This is a genomic window from Marinobacter sp. LA51, from assembly GCF_030297175.1.
GTDB lineage: Bacteria > Pseudomonadota > Gammaproteobacteria > Pseudomonadales > Oleiphilaceae > Marinobacter > Marinobacter apostichopi.
Genome location: NZ_AP028070.1, coordinates 3,430,777 through 3,448,596, shown reverse-complemented (window position 1 = coordinate 3,448,596; position 17,820 = coordinate 3,430,777). Strand labels below are relative to the sequence as shown.

General features: G+C 60.0%; 16 protein-coding genes. 7 read left to right on the top strand and 9 right to left on the bottom strand.

The annotated features are described in order from the left end of the window. Positions 1 to 3: 3 nt before the first annotated feature. Both QUE89_RS15920 and QUE89_RS15915 read right to left on the bottom strand, forming a co-directional pair. Positions 4 to 450, bottom strand: coding sequence for a flavodoxin (locus QUE89_RS15920; RefSeq protein ID WP_286221017.1), 447 nt, complete (start codon positions 448 to 450; stop codon positions 4 to 6). Between the two features lie 84 nt (positions 451 to 534). Continuing rightward, a complete protein-coding gene (locus QUE89_RS15915; RefSeq protein WP_286221016.1) occupies positions 535 to 1,638 on the bottom strand; it encodes a GGDEF domain-containing protein in 1,104 nt (367 codons plus the stop codon). Positions 1,639 to 1,844: 206 nt separating this feature from the next. On the opposite strand from QUE89_RS15915, the gene QUE89_RS15910 reads away from it, so the two are divergent. Both QUE89_RS15910 and QUE89_RS15905 read left to right on the top strand, forming a co-directional pair. Then, a complete protein-coding gene (locus QUE89_RS15910) occupies positions 1,845 to 3,404 on the top strand; it encodes an inorganic phosphate transporter (RefSeq protein ID WP_286221015.1) in 1,560 nt (519 codons plus the stop codon). 99 nt (positions 3,405 to 3,503) lie between these two features. After that, positions 3,504 to 3,770, top strand: coding sequence for a hypothetical protein (locus tag QUE89_RS15905; protein WP_286221014.1), 267 nt, complete (start codon positions 3,504 to 3,506; stop codon positions 3,768 to 3,770). 114 nt (positions 3,771 to 3,884) lie between these two features. Here QUE89_RS15905 and panP read toward each other — a convergent pair whose 3' ends face one another. The 4 genes from panP to QUE89_RS15885 form a co-directional block, all read right to left on the bottom strand. Continuing rightward, on the bottom strand, positions 3,885 to 5,567 hold the full coding sequence (gene panP / locus QUE89_RS15900) for a pyridoxal-dependent aspartate 1-decarboxylase PanP (RefSeq protein ID WP_286221013.1): 1,683 nt from the start codon (positions 5,565 to 5,567) through the stop codon (positions 3,885 to 3,887). 193 nt (positions 5,568 to 5,760) lie between these two features. Further along, on the bottom strand, positions 5,761 to 6,099 hold the full coding sequence (locus QUE89_RS15895; RefSeq protein WP_286221012.1) for a DUF503 domain-containing protein: 339 nt from the start codon (positions 6,097 to 6,099) through the stop codon (positions 5,761 to 5,763). 151 nt (positions 6,100 to 6,250) lie between these two features. Then, positions 6,251 to 7,951, bottom strand: coding sequence for an isovaleryl-CoA dehydrogenase (locus QUE89_RS15890; RefSeq protein WP_286221011.1), 1,701 nt, complete (start codon positions 7,949 to 7,951; stop codon positions 6,251 to 6,253). Positions 7,952 to 7,953: 2 nt separating this feature from the next. Further along, complete coding sequence (locus QUE89_RS15885; protein WP_286221010.1) at positions 7,954 to 8,586, bottom strand: TetR/AcrR family transcriptional regulator; 633 nt, start codon at positions 8,584 to 8,586, stop codon at positions 7,954 to 7,956. Between the two features lie 275 nt (positions 8,587 to 8,861). On the opposite strand from QUE89_RS15885, the gene QUE89_RS15880 reads away from it, so the two are divergent. From QUE89_RS15880 to QUE89_RS15860, 5 genes are all read left to right on the top strand, one after another. Further along, positions 8,862 to 9,083: a hypothetical protein gene (locus QUE89_RS15880; protein ID WP_286221009.1), complete on the top strand. Its 222-nt coding sequence runs from the start codon at positions 8,862 to 8,864 to the stop codon at positions 9,081 to 9,083. 154 nt (positions 9,084 to 9,237) lie between these two features. Continuing rightward, positions 9,238 to 10,272 (top strand): lipase secretion chaperone, encoded by a 1,035-nt coding sequence (locus QUE89_RS15875; RefSeq protein WP_286221008.1) that lies wholly within the window; start codon positions 9,238 to 9,240, stop codon positions 10,270 to 10,272. 141 nt (positions 10,273 to 10,413) lie between these two features. After that, positions 10,414 to 11,430 (top strand): porphobilinogen synthase, encoded by a 1,017-nt coding sequence (gene hemB, locus QUE89_RS15870; protein ID WP_286221007.1) that lies wholly within the window; start codon positions 10,414 to 10,416, stop codon positions 11,428 to 11,430. A 67-nt stretch (positions 11,431 to 11,497) separates the two neighbouring features. Continuing rightward, on the top strand, positions 11,498 to 13,639 hold the full coding sequence (ppk1, locus tag QUE89_RS15865) for a polyphosphate kinase 1 (RefSeq protein WP_286221006.1): 2,142 nt from the start codon (positions 11,498 to 11,500) through the stop codon (positions 13,637 to 13,639). 14 nt (positions 13,640 to 13,653) lie between these two features. Beyond that, positions 13,654 to 14,943 (top strand): DUF945 family protein, encoded by a 1,290-nt coding sequence (locus tag QUE89_RS15860; protein WP_286221005.1) that lies wholly within the window; start codon positions 13,654 to 13,656, stop codon positions 14,941 to 14,943. Positions 14,944 to 15,001: 58 nt separating this feature from the next. Here QUE89_RS15860 and coaD read toward each other — a convergent pair whose 3' ends face one another. From coaD to QUE89_RS15845, 3 genes are all read right to left on the bottom strand, one after another. After that, entirely contained in the window at positions 15,002 to 15,484 is a 483-nt protein-coding gene (gene coaD / locus QUE89_RS15855; protein ID WP_286221004.1) for a pantetheine-phosphate adenylyltransferase, read from the bottom strand. A gap of 66 nt (positions 15,485 to 15,550) precedes the next feature. After that, entirely contained in the window at positions 15,551 to 17,143 is a 1,593-nt protein-coding gene (locus QUE89_RS15850; protein ID WP_286221003.1) for a GMC family oxidoreductase, read from the bottom strand. 26 nt (positions 17,144 to 17,169) lie between these two features. After that, positions 17,170 to 17,808, bottom strand: coding sequence for a hypothetical protein (locus QUE89_RS15845; protein ID WP_286221002.1), 639 nt, complete (start codon positions 17,806 to 17,808; stop codon positions 17,170 to 17,172). Between the last annotated feature and the right edge of the window lie 12 nt (positions 17,809 to 17,820).

The following is a 17,820-nucleotide window of genomic DNA, read 5'->3' as shown; positions in this document are numbered from 1 at the left end:
AGCTCAGATTTTTCCCAGCCACTCCCTAACCCATGGCAATGCCTCGGCTTCCGGTTCGGTGGTCTCCAGTGCATCGATGCGCAAGGTGTCGCCGACTTTTCGTGCGGCGGTTTCGAACAGGGCTTCTTCCATCAGGTCGCCAGCACCGCAGAACGTATCGCCGTAGGAGCTGTCACCCAGAACAATCACGCCGAATGGCCGGCCCGGCTGCTGGGGCAACTGATCGCGCAAGGCTACGTAAAAGGGCAGCAGGTTGGCGGGGACTTCACCCTGTCCGGTGGTGGACGTGCACACCAGCAGAGCGTCGTCATTGCCGGTAATGTCCTCAAGCGCCGGGTTTTCAAGCACCGTTATAGTATGGCCTTCGGCATCCAGGGCTTTTTTGATGTCCCGGGCGGTCAGCAGGGCGCCCCCGTACACACTGCCCACCAGAATACGTATAGCTGTCATTGCGGTTCCTGTTTGCTGGTAATACCCGGTACGGGTCGACGAAATTGGTTTGGATGTCGATCATAAAGACCGTTGTCGGGTCACTCAACCATCAACGTCGGTAGTCTTGCTGGTGTCCCGGCTGCGAACCCGGGGGGCGATGCGGTTACGGCCATCTTTCTTGGCGCTGTATAGATAGATATCGGCCTGTTTCAGCAGCTCGTCGATGGAGCCAGTCTTGGCGATGGAGCAGACCCCGGCGCTGATGGTGACCGGTAACTCGGTGCCACGGAACCGGAACGGTGACTGGGCGACTTCCGAACGCAGCCGTTCGGCCAGCGTCAGCGCCTGAAGCAAAGATGTGTCGGGGAGGAGGATCAGGAATTCCTCACCACCCCAGCGAGCCGCAACGTCGGTTTGACGGATAACGGTTAGCATCAGGTCCGAAAACGCCTTAAGCACTTCATCGCCGGCGTCGTGCCCATGGTTGTCGTTGATGCCCTTGAACAGGTCCAGGTCAATCAGGGCAATGGAAAAATGATGCCCGGAGCGCTGATAGCGGGACAGCTCCGCGCTTAGCCGGTTGTGCATGTCGCGGCGGTTGGACAGGCCGGTCAGTTCGTCGGTCTTGGCCGCCTGTTCATGGTTCTGTGCCAGTGTAACCAGTTCGTTGCGTGCCTTCAGGCGACTGGCTTCAAGTACGAAGCACAGAACCGACTCGAAGGTCAGGGTGGCGAAGAAACGAATCTTGAAATCGAGGCTGTATTCCGCGCTGACCATCGGCAACGCGGGGAACTGGAAGACAATAACGGCAACCAGGTAGCAGAACAGCAGCACTGCGGTTCCGGTCTTCAGGCTGGTCAGGTAGAACAGCAGTGGCGGAAACACGTAGAACCAAAGCGGCCCGGTGTTACTCTCCCCGCCCGAGGCAATCAGGTAGGTGAACAGCAGCCAAACCATCAGCAGCAGGCCGCCTTTCTGAGCGGCCCGATTTCCCGTCTGGGCGAAGTGAGCCATGTTGACGATCACCACCAGGGCGAAAAACCAGAGCACCCAGGCGTGACCGTGATGCTCGGCATACCAGGCCTTGGCGCCAATGCCGACCAGGAACAGGATGGCCATAGCCGACAGCCAGGTGATCAAGCGTGATACCTGGGCGTCTTCGCGCTCGCCATTGGCGAGCTGGGCTGTGATCGACTGGTTGGGCATGGGCACCTTGCGACGGGTTTTTGTAATTTTGGCGCATATTCCCAGATTATGAGCCAATTAGCCGTAGGTTTGCATCTATCAGCTGGTCAGAATGTGATCTGGGTGAACAATGACCGTTTTATTTCAATTTGATGGCAAAAAATTTATAGTTGCGCCCGGTAAACAACGTCAATTTCCCATTCAGACCAAACGAGACCCAATCTCTTATGGCCCGTTCAACCGGACTTTTGGATACTCTCCTCACCAGCCCCACCACGGAACGGTATAGGGTCGGATTCAGCCTGCTGTTTCTCCTCGGCGTATGGCTGACCGTTGGTTCTTTCAGTCAGGGCATGCCCAATAGCATGTTGCTGATGGCGGCAGCCGTTATCGGCGGTTACATGGCGATCAACATCGGTGCTAACGATGTCGCCAACAACGTCGGCCCGGCAGTTGGTTCGGGCGCCCTATCTCTCGGCGCCGCTGTCATTATAGCCGCAATTTTCGAATCGGCCGGGGCGTTGATCGCCGGCGGCGATGTGGTCTCCACCATCAAGGGTGGCATCATCGATCCGTCCTCGTTGAGCGACAGTCAGGCCTTTGTCTGGTTGATGACGGCTGCACTTCTGGCCGGCGCGCTCTGGCTTAACCTGGCTACCTGGATGGGTGCACCCGTTTCCACCACGCATTCTATTGTTGGTGGTGTTCTGGGTGCCGGTATTGCTGCCGGCGGCTGGGGTATTGCCGATTGGGCCGTGATGGGCAAGATTGCCGCCAGTTGGGTGATCTCCCCGGTTCTTGGTGGCGCTCTGGCGGCACTGTTCCTGTATGTGGTCAAGAGGACCGTGCTCTATCGCAAGGATGTGATTCCGGCCGCGCGCACTTTCGTGCCGGTACTGGTGGCGATCATGGCCTGGGCCTTTGGCACCTACCTGATGATCAAGGGCGTAAAGAAAGTGGTGAAGGTCGACTTCCTGGACGCCGCCCTGATTGGCCTGCTGGCGGCTGCGATCGTCTATTTCGCGGTCCGCACCCTGGTCGGTCGTCGCGCGGCGACTATGGAGAATAATGCCACCGGCGTGAACACCCTGTTCACCTGGCCATTGATCTTCGCTGCCGCGTTGCTCAGTTTCGCCCACGGCGCCAACGACGTCGCCAACGCCATTGGTCCGCTGGCGGCCATCAACGATGCGTTGTCATCCGGTGGCGTAGTGACCTCCGCGAGCATCCCGCTGTGGGTGATGATGGTCGGTGCCCTGGGCCTCGCGGTTGGTCTGATGCTGTTCGGTCCGCGCCTGATCAAAACCGTCGGCAGCGAAATTACCGAGCTGGACAAGACTCGCGCTTTCTGTGTCGCGCTCTCGGCTGCCTTGACCGTGATCGTGGCGTCCCAGCTGGGGCTGCCGGTTAGCTCCACCCACATCGCCATTGGTGGCGTGTTTGGTGTTGGCTTCCTGCGGGAATACCTGAAATCCAATTATGCGACCCAGCTGCACAAGATCATGGAACACCATGATGAAGACGAGCAGAAGCGTCTGAAGCCGTTCCTGGACAACTTCCGTGACGCCTCCGTTGAGGAGATGGAAGATCTGCTGAAGCAGGCCAAGAAGCAAAAGCAGGTGCCGCTGTCGAAATCCGAGCGCAAGCGCCTGAAGAAGATTTATCGGGAAGAGTTGGTCAAACGCTCGCACCTGTTCAAGATCGCCGCAGCCTGGATTATCACAGTTCCGGCCTCTGCAATCATGGCCGCCCTCTTGTTCTTCACCCTTCGTGGGCTGATGATCTGATCCGGTAAGCTGGCTGTCGCTGGCCACTTTGGCCATACTATTTAGCAAGAACGGGGGCGCGTCTGCGCCCCCGGCAACCGATTATCCGTGGAGTGAATAATGAGTACATCTGTTGAAAGCCAACAGGCCAGGATGATTGATGAGCTGAGGGTGTTCATCAAGAAAGTCTTGAGCGAGCCGACCATCGCCGTTAAGTCCATGGAAATTGCCCGCAAGTATCGCAACGAGCCCAATGCGAACGAGATCATCGCCCGGGAAATCAGCGCGAATACGACGATCCGGATTCCGGAGAGCTGGAGCAAGGCGGACCACATGTTTCTCGATATCATCCACGAGGTGCTGGATGACGAAGAGGCGTTGTATTGAGGTTGGCCACGATTACTGAGCTTTGAGCGCGGCAGGCAAACGCCCGGGCAAAACCGTGCGGAGCCATGGATGGCGGAGTCGAGCGTACAGGGACGTATTTACAGCGTGTTTTGACTAGGCGTTTGCCTGCCTGGCACCCCGTTCGTGCTGCTTCAGCACCGCATCGGCCATCTGATGCAGAATCTGTATTTCGTCCTCAATCCCTTCTTCCGCTGAAAGCTCCCGCTGTTCGATCAGGATGTCGCTCAGGATTTCCCGCGTGGTTAGCGGGTTCGCCAGAACCACCCGGAACACGATGCACGGGAAATGGTAGTAGCGTGAAGGTTCCAGCCGGGTCCGTGAGACAAAGGCCTTGCCCCGCTCCCGCTGGGTTTTCTGGATGAACTTGGTGATGCGGTTCAGGCAGGTATTGAGCTTTTCCGCTTGCAGGGGATCTGCTATTTCCAAGGCGTTCTGGACAGATTCCGGGCAGTAGCGGTAGGTCAGGATGTTCAGCTCGGGCTTGGTGATCAGCTCGAAATCTGGCTCGGCATTGATCATCGCAGCAAAGGTCTGGGCTTTCTCGATGCCCTGATCGATCAGGATCTCATAGCCTTCCCGCGCCAGAATCTTCAGACCCGAGTGAATCAGCATCGACATGCCCGGACGTGAGCCTTCCAGGGTGGTGCTGCCAAGATCCCGGGAGCCCTTACGGATGATGTACTGGGCGTGATGCTCGACGGCACTGGCCAGGCTCGGATCCTTGAACACCACCAGGCCAACACCCATAGGCACATAGAGCTGCTTGTGGGCGTCGAAGGTTACGGAGTCGGCCTTCTCGATGCCCCGCAGCAGGTGCTTGTGGGTCCGGGAGAACAGGGTGGGGCCACCCCAGGCAGCGTCCACATGGAAATGGGCGCCGAATTCCCGGGCGATGTCTGCCATGCCATCGAGGGGGTCAACGTTGCCGGTTTCGGTGGTGCCCGCCACGCCACAGATGGCCATGACCTTGATCTTCTGGCGGTGCAGTTCTAGGCATTTGTCCCGCAAAGCGTCGGTCTGGATGCGGTTGTCATCGTCGGTGTCCACCGGTACCAGGGCTTCACGGCCGAGGCCGAGTACGTCGGCGGCTTTGCGCAGGGAGTAATGCCCGCGTCGGGACACCACGATGGCGGCACCCTCGTAGCCATAGTATTTCAGCGCTCGGAACAGGCCTTCCTGATGCAGGCCGCGGAAGCTGCCCTCGGCCGGGAAGGCGCGGTTACGCGCGACCCACAGTGCGGTCAGGTTGGCAACGGTGCCGCCGGAGCACATGGCGCCCAGGGCATAGCGGGGGTTGTGCATCCACTTGCGGTAGAAGGCACCGTCTTCTTCATAGACCAGGCGGTGGATCATGCCCAGGACCTGACGCTCCATGGGCGTAAACGCCTTTGAGGTCTCGGTTTTGACCAGGTTCTGGTTCAGCGCAATCATGATTTTCGACAGCGGCAGCATGAAGTACGGCAACGCGGACGTCATGTGACCGATGAAGGCGGGGGAGGCGGTGTGGACTGAGTTGGCCACCAGTTTGTCGAGCAGGAATTGCGCCTGCTCGGACACGAAGACGGGTTTTTCCGGAATGGCGTAGTCGGAGAAGTTTTTTTCGACGTCCGACAGGTCCCGTTCAACCGCAACGATGTGTTCCTGCAGAAAACCGGCAAGGTTACTGGAGATATTCTGGTCGATCCGGCTCAACGTGGATTCCGGAGCCTCGGGCACCGTGAACACGCGATACATCGCCTCAACAGAGGCTTGGGCGGATTTTTTCTTTCCGGTCATAGGTGCCACACATGATCAGCGGTTATCCGCTGGGCCGGTTCCGGGTGCCCGACGGATATGGCCGGAGTGTCGGTCCGGCGATTCAAAACTGGCCACCTGCGATCAGCAGGCGCTCTGACATCCCTGAGGAGCAGTAGTATACGGGCTGTCGAAGCCATACGCTACAAGGCCCCATTGCAGTGTAGATAGTGGGTCAGAGAATTTCCCGGTGCACGTCCAAGATGGCCGCGTCGACGCGCTCTTCGATGGCTTTTTCTATCTGGTCAAGGCGCTGGGTGATCTGCTGGGAGGAGGTGCCCAGAGCCGCGATGGTCCAGGTCGCACAATCCAGTGCGTCCAGGTCGGCGGTCTCGGCGACAGCCAGGTCTGGTTCTTTGCCCCAGACTGCGCGCAGGGCGGTAAAGACCTTGCGCTTGGCCTTGAGGTCTTCGCAGCCATAGAGCTGGAAGTGCAGGGTCAGCACACCCACGTGCGGGGTAATCACCGGCGGTGCAGTGGACTGGTTCAGGAGTTTTCTCAGGGCTTCAGACATAGGCCTATGTGCCGGAACCGCTGGGCGTGCCTTTCCAAAATACGCTTTGAATACATCCATGTAGGCTCGGCTCCGCCATCCATGGCTCCGCACGATTTTGGAAAGGCACACCCAGCGGTTCGCGTACCTTATTAGTGGAGTCTCAAAGTCCTTAGCCTACTACAGGTGTTGCCCGTTTGATAATCGCCGCCGCATCCGTGCCCGAAGGCAGGTTGCCATAGTTCATACCGCCGGCTGATTGCAGGCGGGACGCGCAGAAGGCGTCGGCAACCGCCGGGTCGGAGTGGCGTAGCAGGAGCGATCCCTGCATGACCAGGGCCATGCGGTCGACCAGGTTGCGGGCCCGGTACTGAACGTCGCTGATGTCGCCGAAGTCCTGCTGCAACTGGGCCAGGAACAGATCGAAGCGGCGGTCGGCGCCTATGGCCTCGGAGGCTTCGCGGAAGAACGCATCCAGGGTTTCCGGTTCTTTTTGCAGTGCGCGGAGGGTGTCCAGGCACTGAACGTTGCCGCTGCCTTCCCAAATGGCGTTGACCGGGGATTCCCGGAACAGTCGCGGCATGATGCAGTCTTCCATCACGCCGCTGCCGCCGATGCACTCCATGGCCTCGTAGGCGTGGTTGGGGGTGCGCTTGCAGATCCAGTACTTACCAACCGGTGTAGCCAGGCGCGCCAGCAGGCGTTCGTGTTCCTGGTCCTGATTGTCCAGGGCGCGGGCGATGCGCAGGGTGTAGGCCAGAGCCGCTTCGCTTTCCACCGCCAGATCTGCCAGGACGTTTTGCATCAGGGGTTGTTGGTTGAGGCGGTTGCCAAATGCGCTGCGATGGCGGCAGTGGTGGGTGGCCTGTGCCACCGCCTGGCGCATGCCGGCGGAGCTGCCGATCATGCAGTCGAAGCGGGTCATCGCCACCATTTCAATGATGGTGGGCACGCCTCGGCCTTCTTCGCCGACCATCCAGGCCAGGGCGCCGCGCAGTTCGACTTCGCTGGAGGCGTTGGCGACGTTGCCCATCTTGTTTTTTAGGCGCTGGATCTGCCAGGGATTCTTGCTGCCATCGGGGCGCCATCGGGGCATCAGGAAGCAGGACAGGCCGCCCCGGGAGTGGGCCAGTACCAGGAAGGCGTCGCACATGGGCGCCGAAACAAACCACTTGTGGCCAACCAGTTCATAGGCCTGACCGGGGCCCTCGATGCCTGTCGCGAAGGCCTTGGTGCTGTTGGCGCGGACGTCGCTGCCGCCCTGTTTTTCGGTCATTGCCATGCCGATGGTGACGGAGGCTTTCTGGCTATCGGGTATGTTGCGCGGGTCGTAGCTGTTGGCAAGGATGCGCTGCTCCCAGTCCCGGGCCAGTTCGGGCTGTTTCCGGATGGAGGGGATGGCGGCAAACGTCATGGTAATGGGGCAGCCGTGCGCAGCTTCTACCTGGGAGTGCATGAAGTACTTGGCGGCTCGGGCCACGTGGGCACCCTTGCCGGGGTTGGTCCACGGGCTGCTGTGAAGGCCATGTTCCAGGGCAATGGTCATCAGGTCGTGGTAGGCCGGGTGAAATTCCACCTCGTCGGTGCGGTGACCGAAGCGATCGTGGGTCTGGAACACCGGCTTGTTGCTGTTGGCCTTGAAGCCCAGATCAATAGTGGCCGCAGCGCCTGCAAGCGCGCCAAACTCTCTCAATTCCGGCGCAGCAGCCTCGGCGCCCTCCCGGATGACCGCTTCCTGCAGAGCAGTGTCCTGCTCGAACAGGTTGTAGTTCTCCAGCGCCGGGGGCTGGTTGACCACTTCGTGGGTGCTGGCCAGGTATCGGTCTTCCGAGCCGTTGGTTGGGGTCTCGGGGTGTGGCTGCCGCGCGTTCATGGTTATCTCCTGGTGCCGGTCAGTCCCTGCATGCAAAAGCGAATGATGGAATTGACCAGTGCATCGGTGTTATCAGGTGTCGCCGCCGGATTCTGGCCGGCCTGAGTTGGTGACAGTGGACCTACAAGGCTTTCCGCAATGGCACCCACCAGACAGGTACTGCTCTGGCGGGCGTCCTGATCCGGCAGGCAGCCTTCGGAGATGCCTTCGCGAATCGCCGTTTCGAACAGGCTGGCGTAGGCCTTGCGGTACTTCAGTCGTTCTTCTTCTACTTTCGGGTCGACCGGCTCTGCAATCAGCGACCATGCCATCATGGGGCCGCGCAGGGCGCGTTCGGCAAATTGCCGTAATGCCGTTTCCAGGCGGGATGCGGCATTGCCCTCGGTTGCCAGCGCTTCCGCGACCTTGTCGACCTCGCGCTGGGTGGCCAGCCGGAACACGCCGGCAAACAGGTCTTCCCGGGATTCGAAATGCCGGTAAATGGTGCCCGTGGCAACGCCTGCGAGATCTGCAATTCGGGTAATGCGAGCGCTTCGGAACCCGCCATCCACAACGCACTGGAAGGTGCAGTCAACAATCCGTTGCCGCGCCTCGGCCTTGCGCTGGCGCATCTTCTCCGTTTCACGATAAGCCATGCCGGCTCCCTAGAAGTAGTGAATCACTATTCATTCTTTGTGTCAATTTCATTGGCTCCTAATTGAGTCCTATTTTGTCACATAAAATCAGTGCTTTATTGGTGGTTACAAAAAATTACAAAAAATGGGTTTGATTGAAATAGCGCGGTCACCGAAACAGGATTATAAAGACGCCAAGACGACGCCAAAGCCGGCCGTTCGTCGAGACTGAGTGTAGTTGCCCTGCGGGGCGCGCCGGCACTCGATTCTCTGTTTTCGTTGATGGGGAGAGCATTATGAGTGAATTCGACGAAAGCAATCTTGAACAACCCGGAAACTGGGGCCACGACAGCGATGACAGTCATTCCATTGCTGGTCGGGCACGGGTTCGGGCGCAGCTGCAGGCTGATATCGAGGCTTACCTGAGTCAGGGTGGAGAGATCCATGAGATTGATACCCTCTTCCGCTCAGACGCACCGCGTAAAGTTGCTGTAGGTTTTAACAACCGATCCTTGTGATTAATGCCAATTCAGGCCGGGGCGATTAGCCCCGGCTCTGTTTTTGACCCCGTTCTCGGCAGCTGGTCCCGCGCTGGTCTATCCTCGTGCCATTCCTTTCTGGCGGATTTGAATGAATACGCCCGCACCCAAACACCACGGATTCGCGCAGACCATGAGATCGCTTGCTCGCCCGCACATTCTGATTCCGTTAATCCTGTCTCTGCTGGTGATGTTCGGCTGGTATTTGCTGACGTCACACGCTGCTGCTCCGGCGCAGACCTCGACCGAATTCCGTCCCTCTGAAACCGAATCCAGCACTGGCCTGGCATCTGCTTCCACGGCCACGGTGCCATCAACGCTGGTCGGCCAGGCTAAAACTGTTTCGGTGCCGGAGCAGCTGCCGGCCTCGTTGGTGGGTACCTCGGTGCCCGGTGGCTGGAACCAGGTGGACAGTGTCGGCGACCTGATTCCAACGCCGGCACTGCGACAGTTGTTTGAATACTATCTATCGGCGCTCGGGGAGGAATCGTTGGAGCAGTTAGTCGCCCGTATTGAACAAACACTGCTGGCGCTGCAGGAACCCGCACGAACCCAGGCCCTGGATACCTTGCGCGCCTACCTTGATTACAAACTGGCGATTTCCGATCTAGAGGCCGGCTATGGCGGCGGCACCGAGCTGGATGCGGTGCAGATGCACCAACGCATGCAGGAAATTCAGGCCCTGCGCCGAACCTGGCTCGACAGTGCCACCGCCGACGCATTTTTTGCCCAGGACGAGGCGATCGATCGTTTTCAGATCGAGAAACTCCGGATCAGCCGCGACCCAAACCTGACCGAGGAACAGCGCCGGGTGGCCCTGGCGCAGGCCGAAGATGCCTTGCCCGACCCATTGCGGCAGGCGCGTCGGGAAACCCGCCGGTTCAGCGACTACGAACAGGCGCGCCAGGAACTGGCCGATGACCCCGAGGCGCTGCAGAACTGGCGGCGCGAGGCCTTCGGCATCGAAACGGCGCAACGGCTGCAGGTCCTGGAGCAGGAGCAGGCGAATTGGAATCAGCGCTGGCAAGCTTACTCCGCCCAGCGCCAAAGCCTGCTGACCTCCGGGCTGGCCGGGCCCGAGCTGAAGCAGGCCATTGCCGATCTGCGCGATCAGCACTTTACGGATACGGAGCGGGTTCGCGCCCAGGCCCTGGATTCAATCCGGTAACCGGAATGTCATGGGCGCTTCTTAACCTGTCGAGGGAGTCTGCAATGGGTGGCCCGTGCCGTGTATGATGGTGTGCAGGGCGCCAATCCGGCGCTGCCAGCAGTCTTTGAATGTCCGGCCATACCATCCAGGAGGTTATCCGTGCCGAGTCCGACTCCCCGTGCCTTTCCCGCCACGCGTCTGCGTCGCAACCGCGCCAGTAGTTTTTCCCGTCGATTGGTGCGGGAGAACCAGCTGACACCGGACAATCTGATTTACCCGGTGTTTGTCCTGGAAGGCGAAGGCCAGCGCGAAGCTGTGCCTTCGATGCCGGGGGTAGAGCGTCTGAGTGTCGATCTGCTGGTTGAGCAGGCGGCGGAGCTGGTCGAGCTGGGTATCCCGGCGGTGGCGCTGTTTCCGGTGGTGGCGGCGGACCAGAAAAACCTCTCCGGTTCAGGTGCCTGGGACTCGGATGGCTTGGCCCAGCGCGCCGTGCGGGCGTTGAAGCAGGCACAGCCTGAGCTGGGCGTGATTACCGATGTCGCGCTTGATCCGTTCACCACCCACGGCCAGGACGGCATCATTGATCAGGCCGGCTACGTGCTGAACGACGTCACGGTGGAAGCTCTGGTGAACCAGGCCTTGTCCCATGCCGATGCCGGCGCGGACGTGGTGGCGCCGTCGGATATGATGGACGGGCGCGTAGCCGCCATTCGGGAAGCGCTGGAGGCGGCCGGACATGTGAACACCCGAATCCTGGCCTATTCTGCCAAGTATGCCTCCAGCTATTACGGTCCGTTCCGGGATGCCGTCGGCTCCGCCAGTAATCTGGGCAAGGCCGATAAATCGACCTACCAGATGGATCCCGCCAATTCCGATGAGGCGTTGCACGAAGTTGCCCTGGATCTGGCCGAAGGCGCGGACATGGTGATGATCAAGCCGGGCATGCCCTACCTGGACATTGTGCACCGGGTGAAGACCGAGTTGCAGGTACCTACTTTTGTGTATCAGGTCAGTGGCGAATACGCCATGCACATGGCCGCGGCCGAGAACGGCTGGCTCGATGGCGACGCAGTGATGATGGAAAGCCTGATGGCCATGCGCCGGGCCGGCGCCGATGGCATCCTGACCTATTTTGCAGTGCGCGCGGCGCGCCTGATGAACCAGCCGCGACGATAGAACCACGGACGACATGATTGCGTGGCCGGTGTCCGCCGCTCACGCCACAGAACGGAATTGAGGAACTATGACTACGGAAACCGCCAAGAAGCTTAAGGCTGACCCCGACCAGAATGTGCCGGCCCCGGTGGACATGCCGGCGCTTGGTGAGAGTCTCAATCTGGACGCCAGTGAGAACTACTTTAATCGGGAAATCAGTCAGCTGCAGTTCAACTACCGGGTCCTTAAGCAGGCGCTGGATACCACCCACCCGTTGATCAACCGGCTGATTTTCTGCTGCATTTTCAGCAGCAATATGGACGAGTTCTTCGAGATCCGGGTTGCCGGTCTGCGTCAGCAGATGAAGTATGGCCGGGAAACCGTGGGCATGGACGGCATGATGCCGGAGCAGGCGCTGGCCGAGATCAGCCGGGTTGCTCACGAGTATATCCACGAGCAGTACGACATTATCAACAACGTGCTGATTCCGGAAATGGAGCAGCAGAACATCCACTTTGTCCGTCGCCGCGAGTGGACACCGGCCCAGGCCGAGTGGGTGCGTACTTACTTCGAAGAAGAGATTCTGCCGGTGGTCAGTCCCATCGGGCTGGACCCGTCGCACCCGTTCCCACGTCTGGTCAACAAGAGTCTGAACTTCATCGTTGAGCTTGATGGTAAGGACGCCTTTGGTCGGGAAACCGGCATGGCCATCGTGCCGGCCCCGCGATCACTGCCGCGCCTGGTGCGTCTGCCGGACGATGTCTGCGACGGTGGCGAGAATCTGGTGTTCCTGTCATCGATGATCCACGCCCACGCCGACGAGCTGTTCCCGGGCATGGAAGTGAAGGGCTGCTATCAGTTCCGCCTGACCCGGAATGCCGACCTTGAGCTCGAGGACGATCTGGACGACCTGGCGTCAGCGCTCCGGGGCGAGCTGCTCAGTCGTCGCTTTGGCGATGGCGTACGGTTGGAAGTGGCAGACAACTGCCCGGATGAACTGACCCAGTTCCTGTTGACCGAATTTGGCCTGACTGCGCGGGACCTGTATCAGGTTCACGGACCGGTTAACCTGACCCGGCTGATGGCGGTGGGTGGTCTGGTGGATCGCCCGGACCTGACTTATTCCGGTTTCTCGCCTTCGATCCCGAAGCCGATCCGCAGCAAGGATTCGATGTTCGACAGTATCCGTAAGCAGCCGATCCTGTTGCTGCATCCGTATGAGAATTTCAGTCCGGTTGTGGATCTGCTGCGCCAGGCCGCCAAGGATCCCCAGGTGTTGGCGATTCGCCAGACCCTGTACCGTACCGGGGCGGATTCTGAGATCGTCGAAGCGCTGGCGGATGCTGCCCGGCGCGGCAAGGAAGTGACGGCGGTAATCGAATTGCGGGCGCGGTTCAGTGAGGCCGAAAACCTGGAGCTGGCAAGCCGGCTGCAAGAGGCGGGTGTGATCGTGGTGTACGGGGTGGTTGGTTACAAAACCCACGCCAAGATGATTCTCATCGTCCGCCGGGAAGAGGGCAAGCTGCGGCGCTATGTGCATCTGGGTACTGGCAACTACCACGCCGGGAACGCCCGCCTGTACACTGACTACAGTTTCATGACCTGCGACGATTCCATTAGTGATGACGTCAACAAGCTGTTCCAGCAGCTGACCGGCATGGGCAAGGCGCTGAAGATAAAGAAGCTGTTTCATGCCCCGTTTACCTTGCACTCCAGGCTGCTCAGTCTGATTGATCGTGAGGCCGGCTTTGGCGATAAGGGGCGGATCATTATCAAATTCAATGCGCTGACTGAGCCACAAATGATCAAGGCGCTGTACCGGGCCTCCCAGGCGGGCGTGAAAATTGATCTGATTATCCGCGGGATATGCTGCCTCAGACCGGAGGTCCCGGGTCTGTCTAATAATATCCGGGTCCGCTCGATCATTGGTCGTTTCCTGGAACATACCCGGGTGTACTACTTTGGCAACAAGGGGCGCCCGGATGTGTACTGCTCCAGTGCCGACGGTATGGAGCGGAATTTGCTCAGCCGGGTAGAGACTGCGTTCCCGATTGAGGATCCGGCGCTGGTGGCTCGAATGCGTGAGGATCTGGATACCTACCTGGCGGACAATTGTCAGTCCTGGGCGTTGCTGTCAGATGGCAGTTACGTGCAGAAACAACCGGCCGAAGGTGAAGAACGGCTGGCATCTCAACTGGTGTTGCTCGAGCGACTAACCGGTAAATCCTGAGACGGAGACAGGTCTTGCAGAAAAAATGGATAATCACCGGCGTTGCGGTGTTGGCGGTAGCTGGGGCCATGCCCTGGGTTGTCGGCTTTGTCACGGAGCAGCAGTGGCAGCAGGCGACCGAGGAGATGAATCGTGCCCAGTCGTTCCTGAAGATGGAAACCGGCGCCTATCGTCGCGGAGTCTTGGGCTCGGAGCTGACCGGGGCTCTAGTGGTGCAGAATCCGGAGACCGGAGAGTCACACCAGGTCGAGTATCGGGCCAAGGTGACCCACGGTGTCACCGGCAGCTTGCTGAATTTCGAACCGGTGGGCGGTTGGTCGCCGGAAGGGCGTGACTGGTTTCCCGAGGCCAAACCGAAGCTGACCCTGGAAACCCGTCTGTGGGGAAGTGCCACGCTGGAGCTTGAGGCGCCGGTGATGACCATGACCAACGAGGTCACTGGCGAAACCCTGAACACCAGCGGTGGTCTGGCGCGTATCGAAATTAGCGATACGGGCTCTCAGGCCGACGCGCTGATGGTATGGCCGACACTCAGCCTGTCCGGCCCTGAAATCGATATCCGTATGGCCGACATTCATATGGAGCAAAGCCTGAATCACCTGATGGCGGACGTCTGGACGGGTGCCGGTGAGCTTGAGGTTGGGTCAATGACGGTGGTCCATCGGGCCGATCCGCCGGTTGAGTTCCGGGACTTCAGTCTGTCCAGCAGCACCGAGACCAACCCAGAGCAAACCCGCCTGGATTCCCGTGTGACTTTAGAACTGGAGGAGATCATTCGTGGTGGCCAGGGCTACGGCCCCCACCGGGTGGAATTCGCTCTGGAAAATCTGGATCTGGCTAGCTGGAGCTCTCTTACCCAGGGCATGTCCGATCTGCAGACTGTGATGCTGCAAAACGGAACCTCGGCGCCAGCGGAGCCGGAGCAGCAAATGGCGGCCATGCAGCAGATCAATTTGGCCTTGCGCGAGCTGGCCTCGGCCGGATTTTCGGTGGGTATGCCACAGCTGAGTCTGAGCACCCCAGAGGGCGTGGTCACCGGTAATGTCACTATTCGTCATCCGGAACTCAGCGCCGACGAGCGCGCGGGCATGTTGATGGTGATGCAACGGCTGACCGGCGACATGCAGCTGAGCGCGCCATCAGCGTTGGCTGAGAATTACCCGAGTGTACGTATGCAGCTCGCGCCGATGATCAAGCAGGGTCTGCTGATCAAAGACGGCGACCAGCTGGTGATGAAGGCGGTGATGAAGGATCTGATGGTGGACGTGAACGGCATGGAAATTCCGCTGCCACCGTTGCTCTAAGCAACGTTAAACGTGACCGGGCCCCGGCCAGGGCCTGGTCACTCACGCCACCGTTTCCTCAGGCTGATTCGAACTTCTGCTTCATGGCCGCCTCAACGGCGGGATCGACAAATTCTGAGACATCGCCACCCAGGGAGGCAATCTCCCGGATCAGGGTCGAGGAAATGTACGACAGGTGGTTCGCCGGGGTCAGGAATACGCTCTCCACCTCCGGCGCCAGCCGCCGGTTCATATCTGCCAGCTGGAATTCGTACTCGAAGTCAGACACCGCCCGCAGTCCACGCAGGATGACCGTTGCGCCCTGTTCCCGAACAAAATCCGCAAGCAGGTTGCTGAAGCCGGTAACGGTGACGTTGGGAATGTGGGCGGTGGCCTGGCGGACCAGATCGCAGCGCTCTTCCAGATTCAGCAGTGGCTGTTTCTTGGGGTTGTAGGCGACGGCAACCACGATGTCGTCGAACATGCGACCGGCACGCTCGATCAGGTCGGTATGACCATTGGTAATCGGATCGAAGGTGCCCGGGTAGATGACTTTCGGCATGCACAGCTCCTTAATTCGTGAGGCCTTAGAATAGCAGCTTGTCGGCCATCCCAAAATGGCGGGCACTCAGCTCGTCAGCTTAGCTGCCAGCCGTGCGCTGTTCCGAGCTGCCAGGGCATAGATCGACAGCTGTGGGTTGGCACCAATGCTGGTCGGGAACACCGAAGCATCGTGTACGCTCAGGTTGCTGACTTGATGGTGCTCACCGAAGCCGTTCACCACCGAGGTTTGGGGATCCTGGCCCATGCTGCAGCCGCCCATCTGGTGGGCAGTAAACAACCGCACCCGGTGCGGTTCCATGGCAATGCTGTTGATGGCGGCCCTGGCTTCGCCCCAGCTGGTGTACCAGTTTGAGTCGAGGTGCACCAGCCGGACCTTGCTTGCGCCGGCGGCAAATTGAATCTCCGCCATGGTCAGGTAGGCCTGTTTCAGCCCATGCCAGAGGTAATCTGTGATCGGGTAGTCCAGAACCGGTGAGCCGTCGTCGCGCAGGGTCACCGTGCCCCCGGGGCTTTCGGGATGGAAACCGTCTCGCATCAGGGCGATAACAGACTGGGTCCAGGGTAGGCCCGCCATGGCGTCAATCTGTTCCGGCCCGTGGCCCGGAATCACGCCCGCCGACATGCCCGGATGCAGTGGCGGAACCTCCAGCTTGAAGCCGGCTGGTCCATCCACGCCATTCTTGAAGTTGAACTCATCTGAGTAGATTGACTGGGGCGCACCGTAAAACGGATCCACTTTTTCCGGCATCTGGGCAATGGTGGCGTTCACCGGATGGATGAACGAGCGCTTGCCAACACGGGCGTGGGGATCCGGAATGTCCGAACGTAACAGCAGACCTGGCGAGCCGATGGCGCTGGCGGCAACCACAAAGTGGCGGGCTTTCAGGGTCACCGTGACACCGGACGGGGTAATGCCGTCCGCGCCCATGGCGCTGGCTTGCAGGTGATCAATACGGTCCTGGTCCATGACCAGCCGTTCTGCCCGGAGCCCGTGGAAGAGTCGGGCCTGATGATCGAGGGCGCCGGGAATGGTGGTCATCAGCGCGCCCTGCTTGGCATTGGTGGGGCAGCCCACGCCGCAGTAACCCAGGTTCCAGCATCCTTTTACATTCCGGGGAATGGTCTGCCAGCTGTAACCGAGCTGTTCGCAGCCCTGACGCAGGATGTCGTTGTTGACGTTCGGGGGTGTCTGCCAGGGCGCTACGGTGTGCCGCTGTTCCCGGCCTTCAAACCAGGGGGCCATGGCCTCGGGGCTAAGGTTGTCCAGGCCGAAATTGTCGGCCCAGTAGGTCAGGGTTTGATCCGGGGTGCGAAAGCTGGAAGTCCAATTCACCGTGGTCGATCCACCCACACAACGGCCCTGAAGAATGGCGATGGCGCCGTCCTGGGTGGTCCGGCTCATGCCCTCCTGATACAGACTGGCGTAGGCGCTGTGCTCATCCATGGTGAAGTCTTTCTGGTAGTACAGCCGGCCTTCTTCTACCAGGATCACGGACAGCCCGTTCTTGGCCAGGATTTCAGCGGTGGTGCCACCGCCGGCGCCAGTCCCGATGACGATCACATCGGCTTCGTGGGTCTGGTGGTCGGTCAGGGTGGTGGCATCGGTTACTTTCCAGCCTGCTTCCAGGCCCCGGGCAATGCGATCGGTTAACGACATGGATAGCTCCGTTACTGAGCGTGGAATCAGGCAGTCTTGAATTGGGGTAGGGCGTCAACCGCCCACTGGGGCGGTCCCGGATAGCCCGACAGGTGCCACTGGTCATGGCCGCCGTAGAAGGCGACGTTGCTGATCTTGGTCAGGGCAATGTAGCCATTGTTGAACAGGCCGATACCGCTGGTGCGCCAGCGTTCCAGAAAGGCGTTGGCGTCGGTGGTGCTGACATTGGGCCAGCGGGACCAGACACGGGCGATGGTCACCCGGGTGAAACCAAAGGTCAGCAGGTCGAACAGCCGACGCAGTTCCTGTTGATTGGCCGGCCCGAAGTTTTCAATGCCGGCATCGATACGCTCAATGGTGCCGGCAACGGCCAGACGCCGCGCCTGAGGTTGTTCCGGCAGGGCCGGGCCAAACATGGCAGGCAACAGGGCCTCGAACAGCTCGATATCGTCCCGGGTCAGGAACCGGAACTGGTAGCTGGTTTTCATTTGCGTGTCGACAGCGTCCAGCTGACCAGCCGGTGCTGTTGCGCAGCCGCTCAGTCCGGCGGTGGTGCTGACCGTGGCGAGAAACAGGGTGCCGCCCAGTCCGCTTTTCAGAAAGCTGCGGCGATCAAGCCGGGCAAATTCGGTGTCGCCCGATCGGGCGGCGGACGGGTCAAGCATGGCGAGTTCCCT

Coding starts and splice junctions, on each gene's coding strand:
- panP (WP_286221013.1), bottom strand. CDS start 5,567: ATGACCGGAAAGAAAAAATCCGCCCAAGCCTCTGTTGAGGCGATGTAT.
- QUE89_RS15895 (WP_286221012.1), bottom strand. CDS start 6,099: ATGTCTGAAGCCCTGAGAAAACTCCTGAACCAGTCCACTGCACCGCCG.
- QUE89_RS15910 (WP_286221015.1), top strand. CDS start 1,845: ATGGCCCGTTCAACCGGACTTTTGGATACTCTCCTCACCAGCCCCACC.
- coaD (WP_286221004.1), bottom strand. CDS start 15,484: ATGCCGAAAGTCATCTACCCGGGCACCTTCGATCCGATTACCAATGGT.
- QUE89_RS15920 (WP_286221017.1), bottom strand. CDS start 450: ATGACAGCTATACGTATTCTGGTGGGCAGTGTGTACGGGGGCGCCCTG.
- QUE89_RS15880 (WP_286221009.1), top strand. CDS start 8,862: ATGAGTGAATTCGACGAAAGCAATCTTGAACAACCCGGAAACTGGGGC.
- QUE89_RS15905 (WP_286221014.1), top strand. CDS start 3,504: ATGAGTACATCTGTTGAAAGCCAACAGGCCAGGATGATTGATGAGCTG.
- QUE89_RS15875 (WP_286221008.1), top strand. CDS start 9,238: ATGAGATCGCTTGCTCGCCCGCACATTCTGATTCCGTTAATCCTGTCT.
- QUE89_RS15850 (WP_286221003.1), bottom strand. CDS start 17,143: ATGTCGTTAACCGATCGCATTGCCCGGGGCCTGGAAGCAGGCTGGAAA.
- QUE89_RS15915 (WP_286221016.1), bottom strand. CDS start 1,638: ATGCCCAACCAGTCGATCACAGCCCAGCTCGCCAATGGCGAGCGCGAA.
- QUE89_RS15890 (WP_286221011.1), bottom strand. CDS start 7,951: ATGAACGCGCGGCAGCCACACCCCGAGACCCCAACCAACGGCTCGGAA.
- QUE89_RS15845 (WP_286221002.1), bottom strand. CDS start 17,808: ATGCTTGACCCGTCCGCCGCCCGATCGGGCGACACCGAATTTGCCCGG.
- QUE89_RS15885 (WP_286221010.1), bottom strand. CDS start 8,586: ATGGCTTATCGTGAAACGGAGAAGATGCGCCAGCGCAAGGCCGAGGCG.
- ppk1 (WP_286221006.1), top strand. CDS start 11,498: ATGACTACGGAAACCGCCAAGAAGCTTAAGGCTGACCCCGACCAGAAT.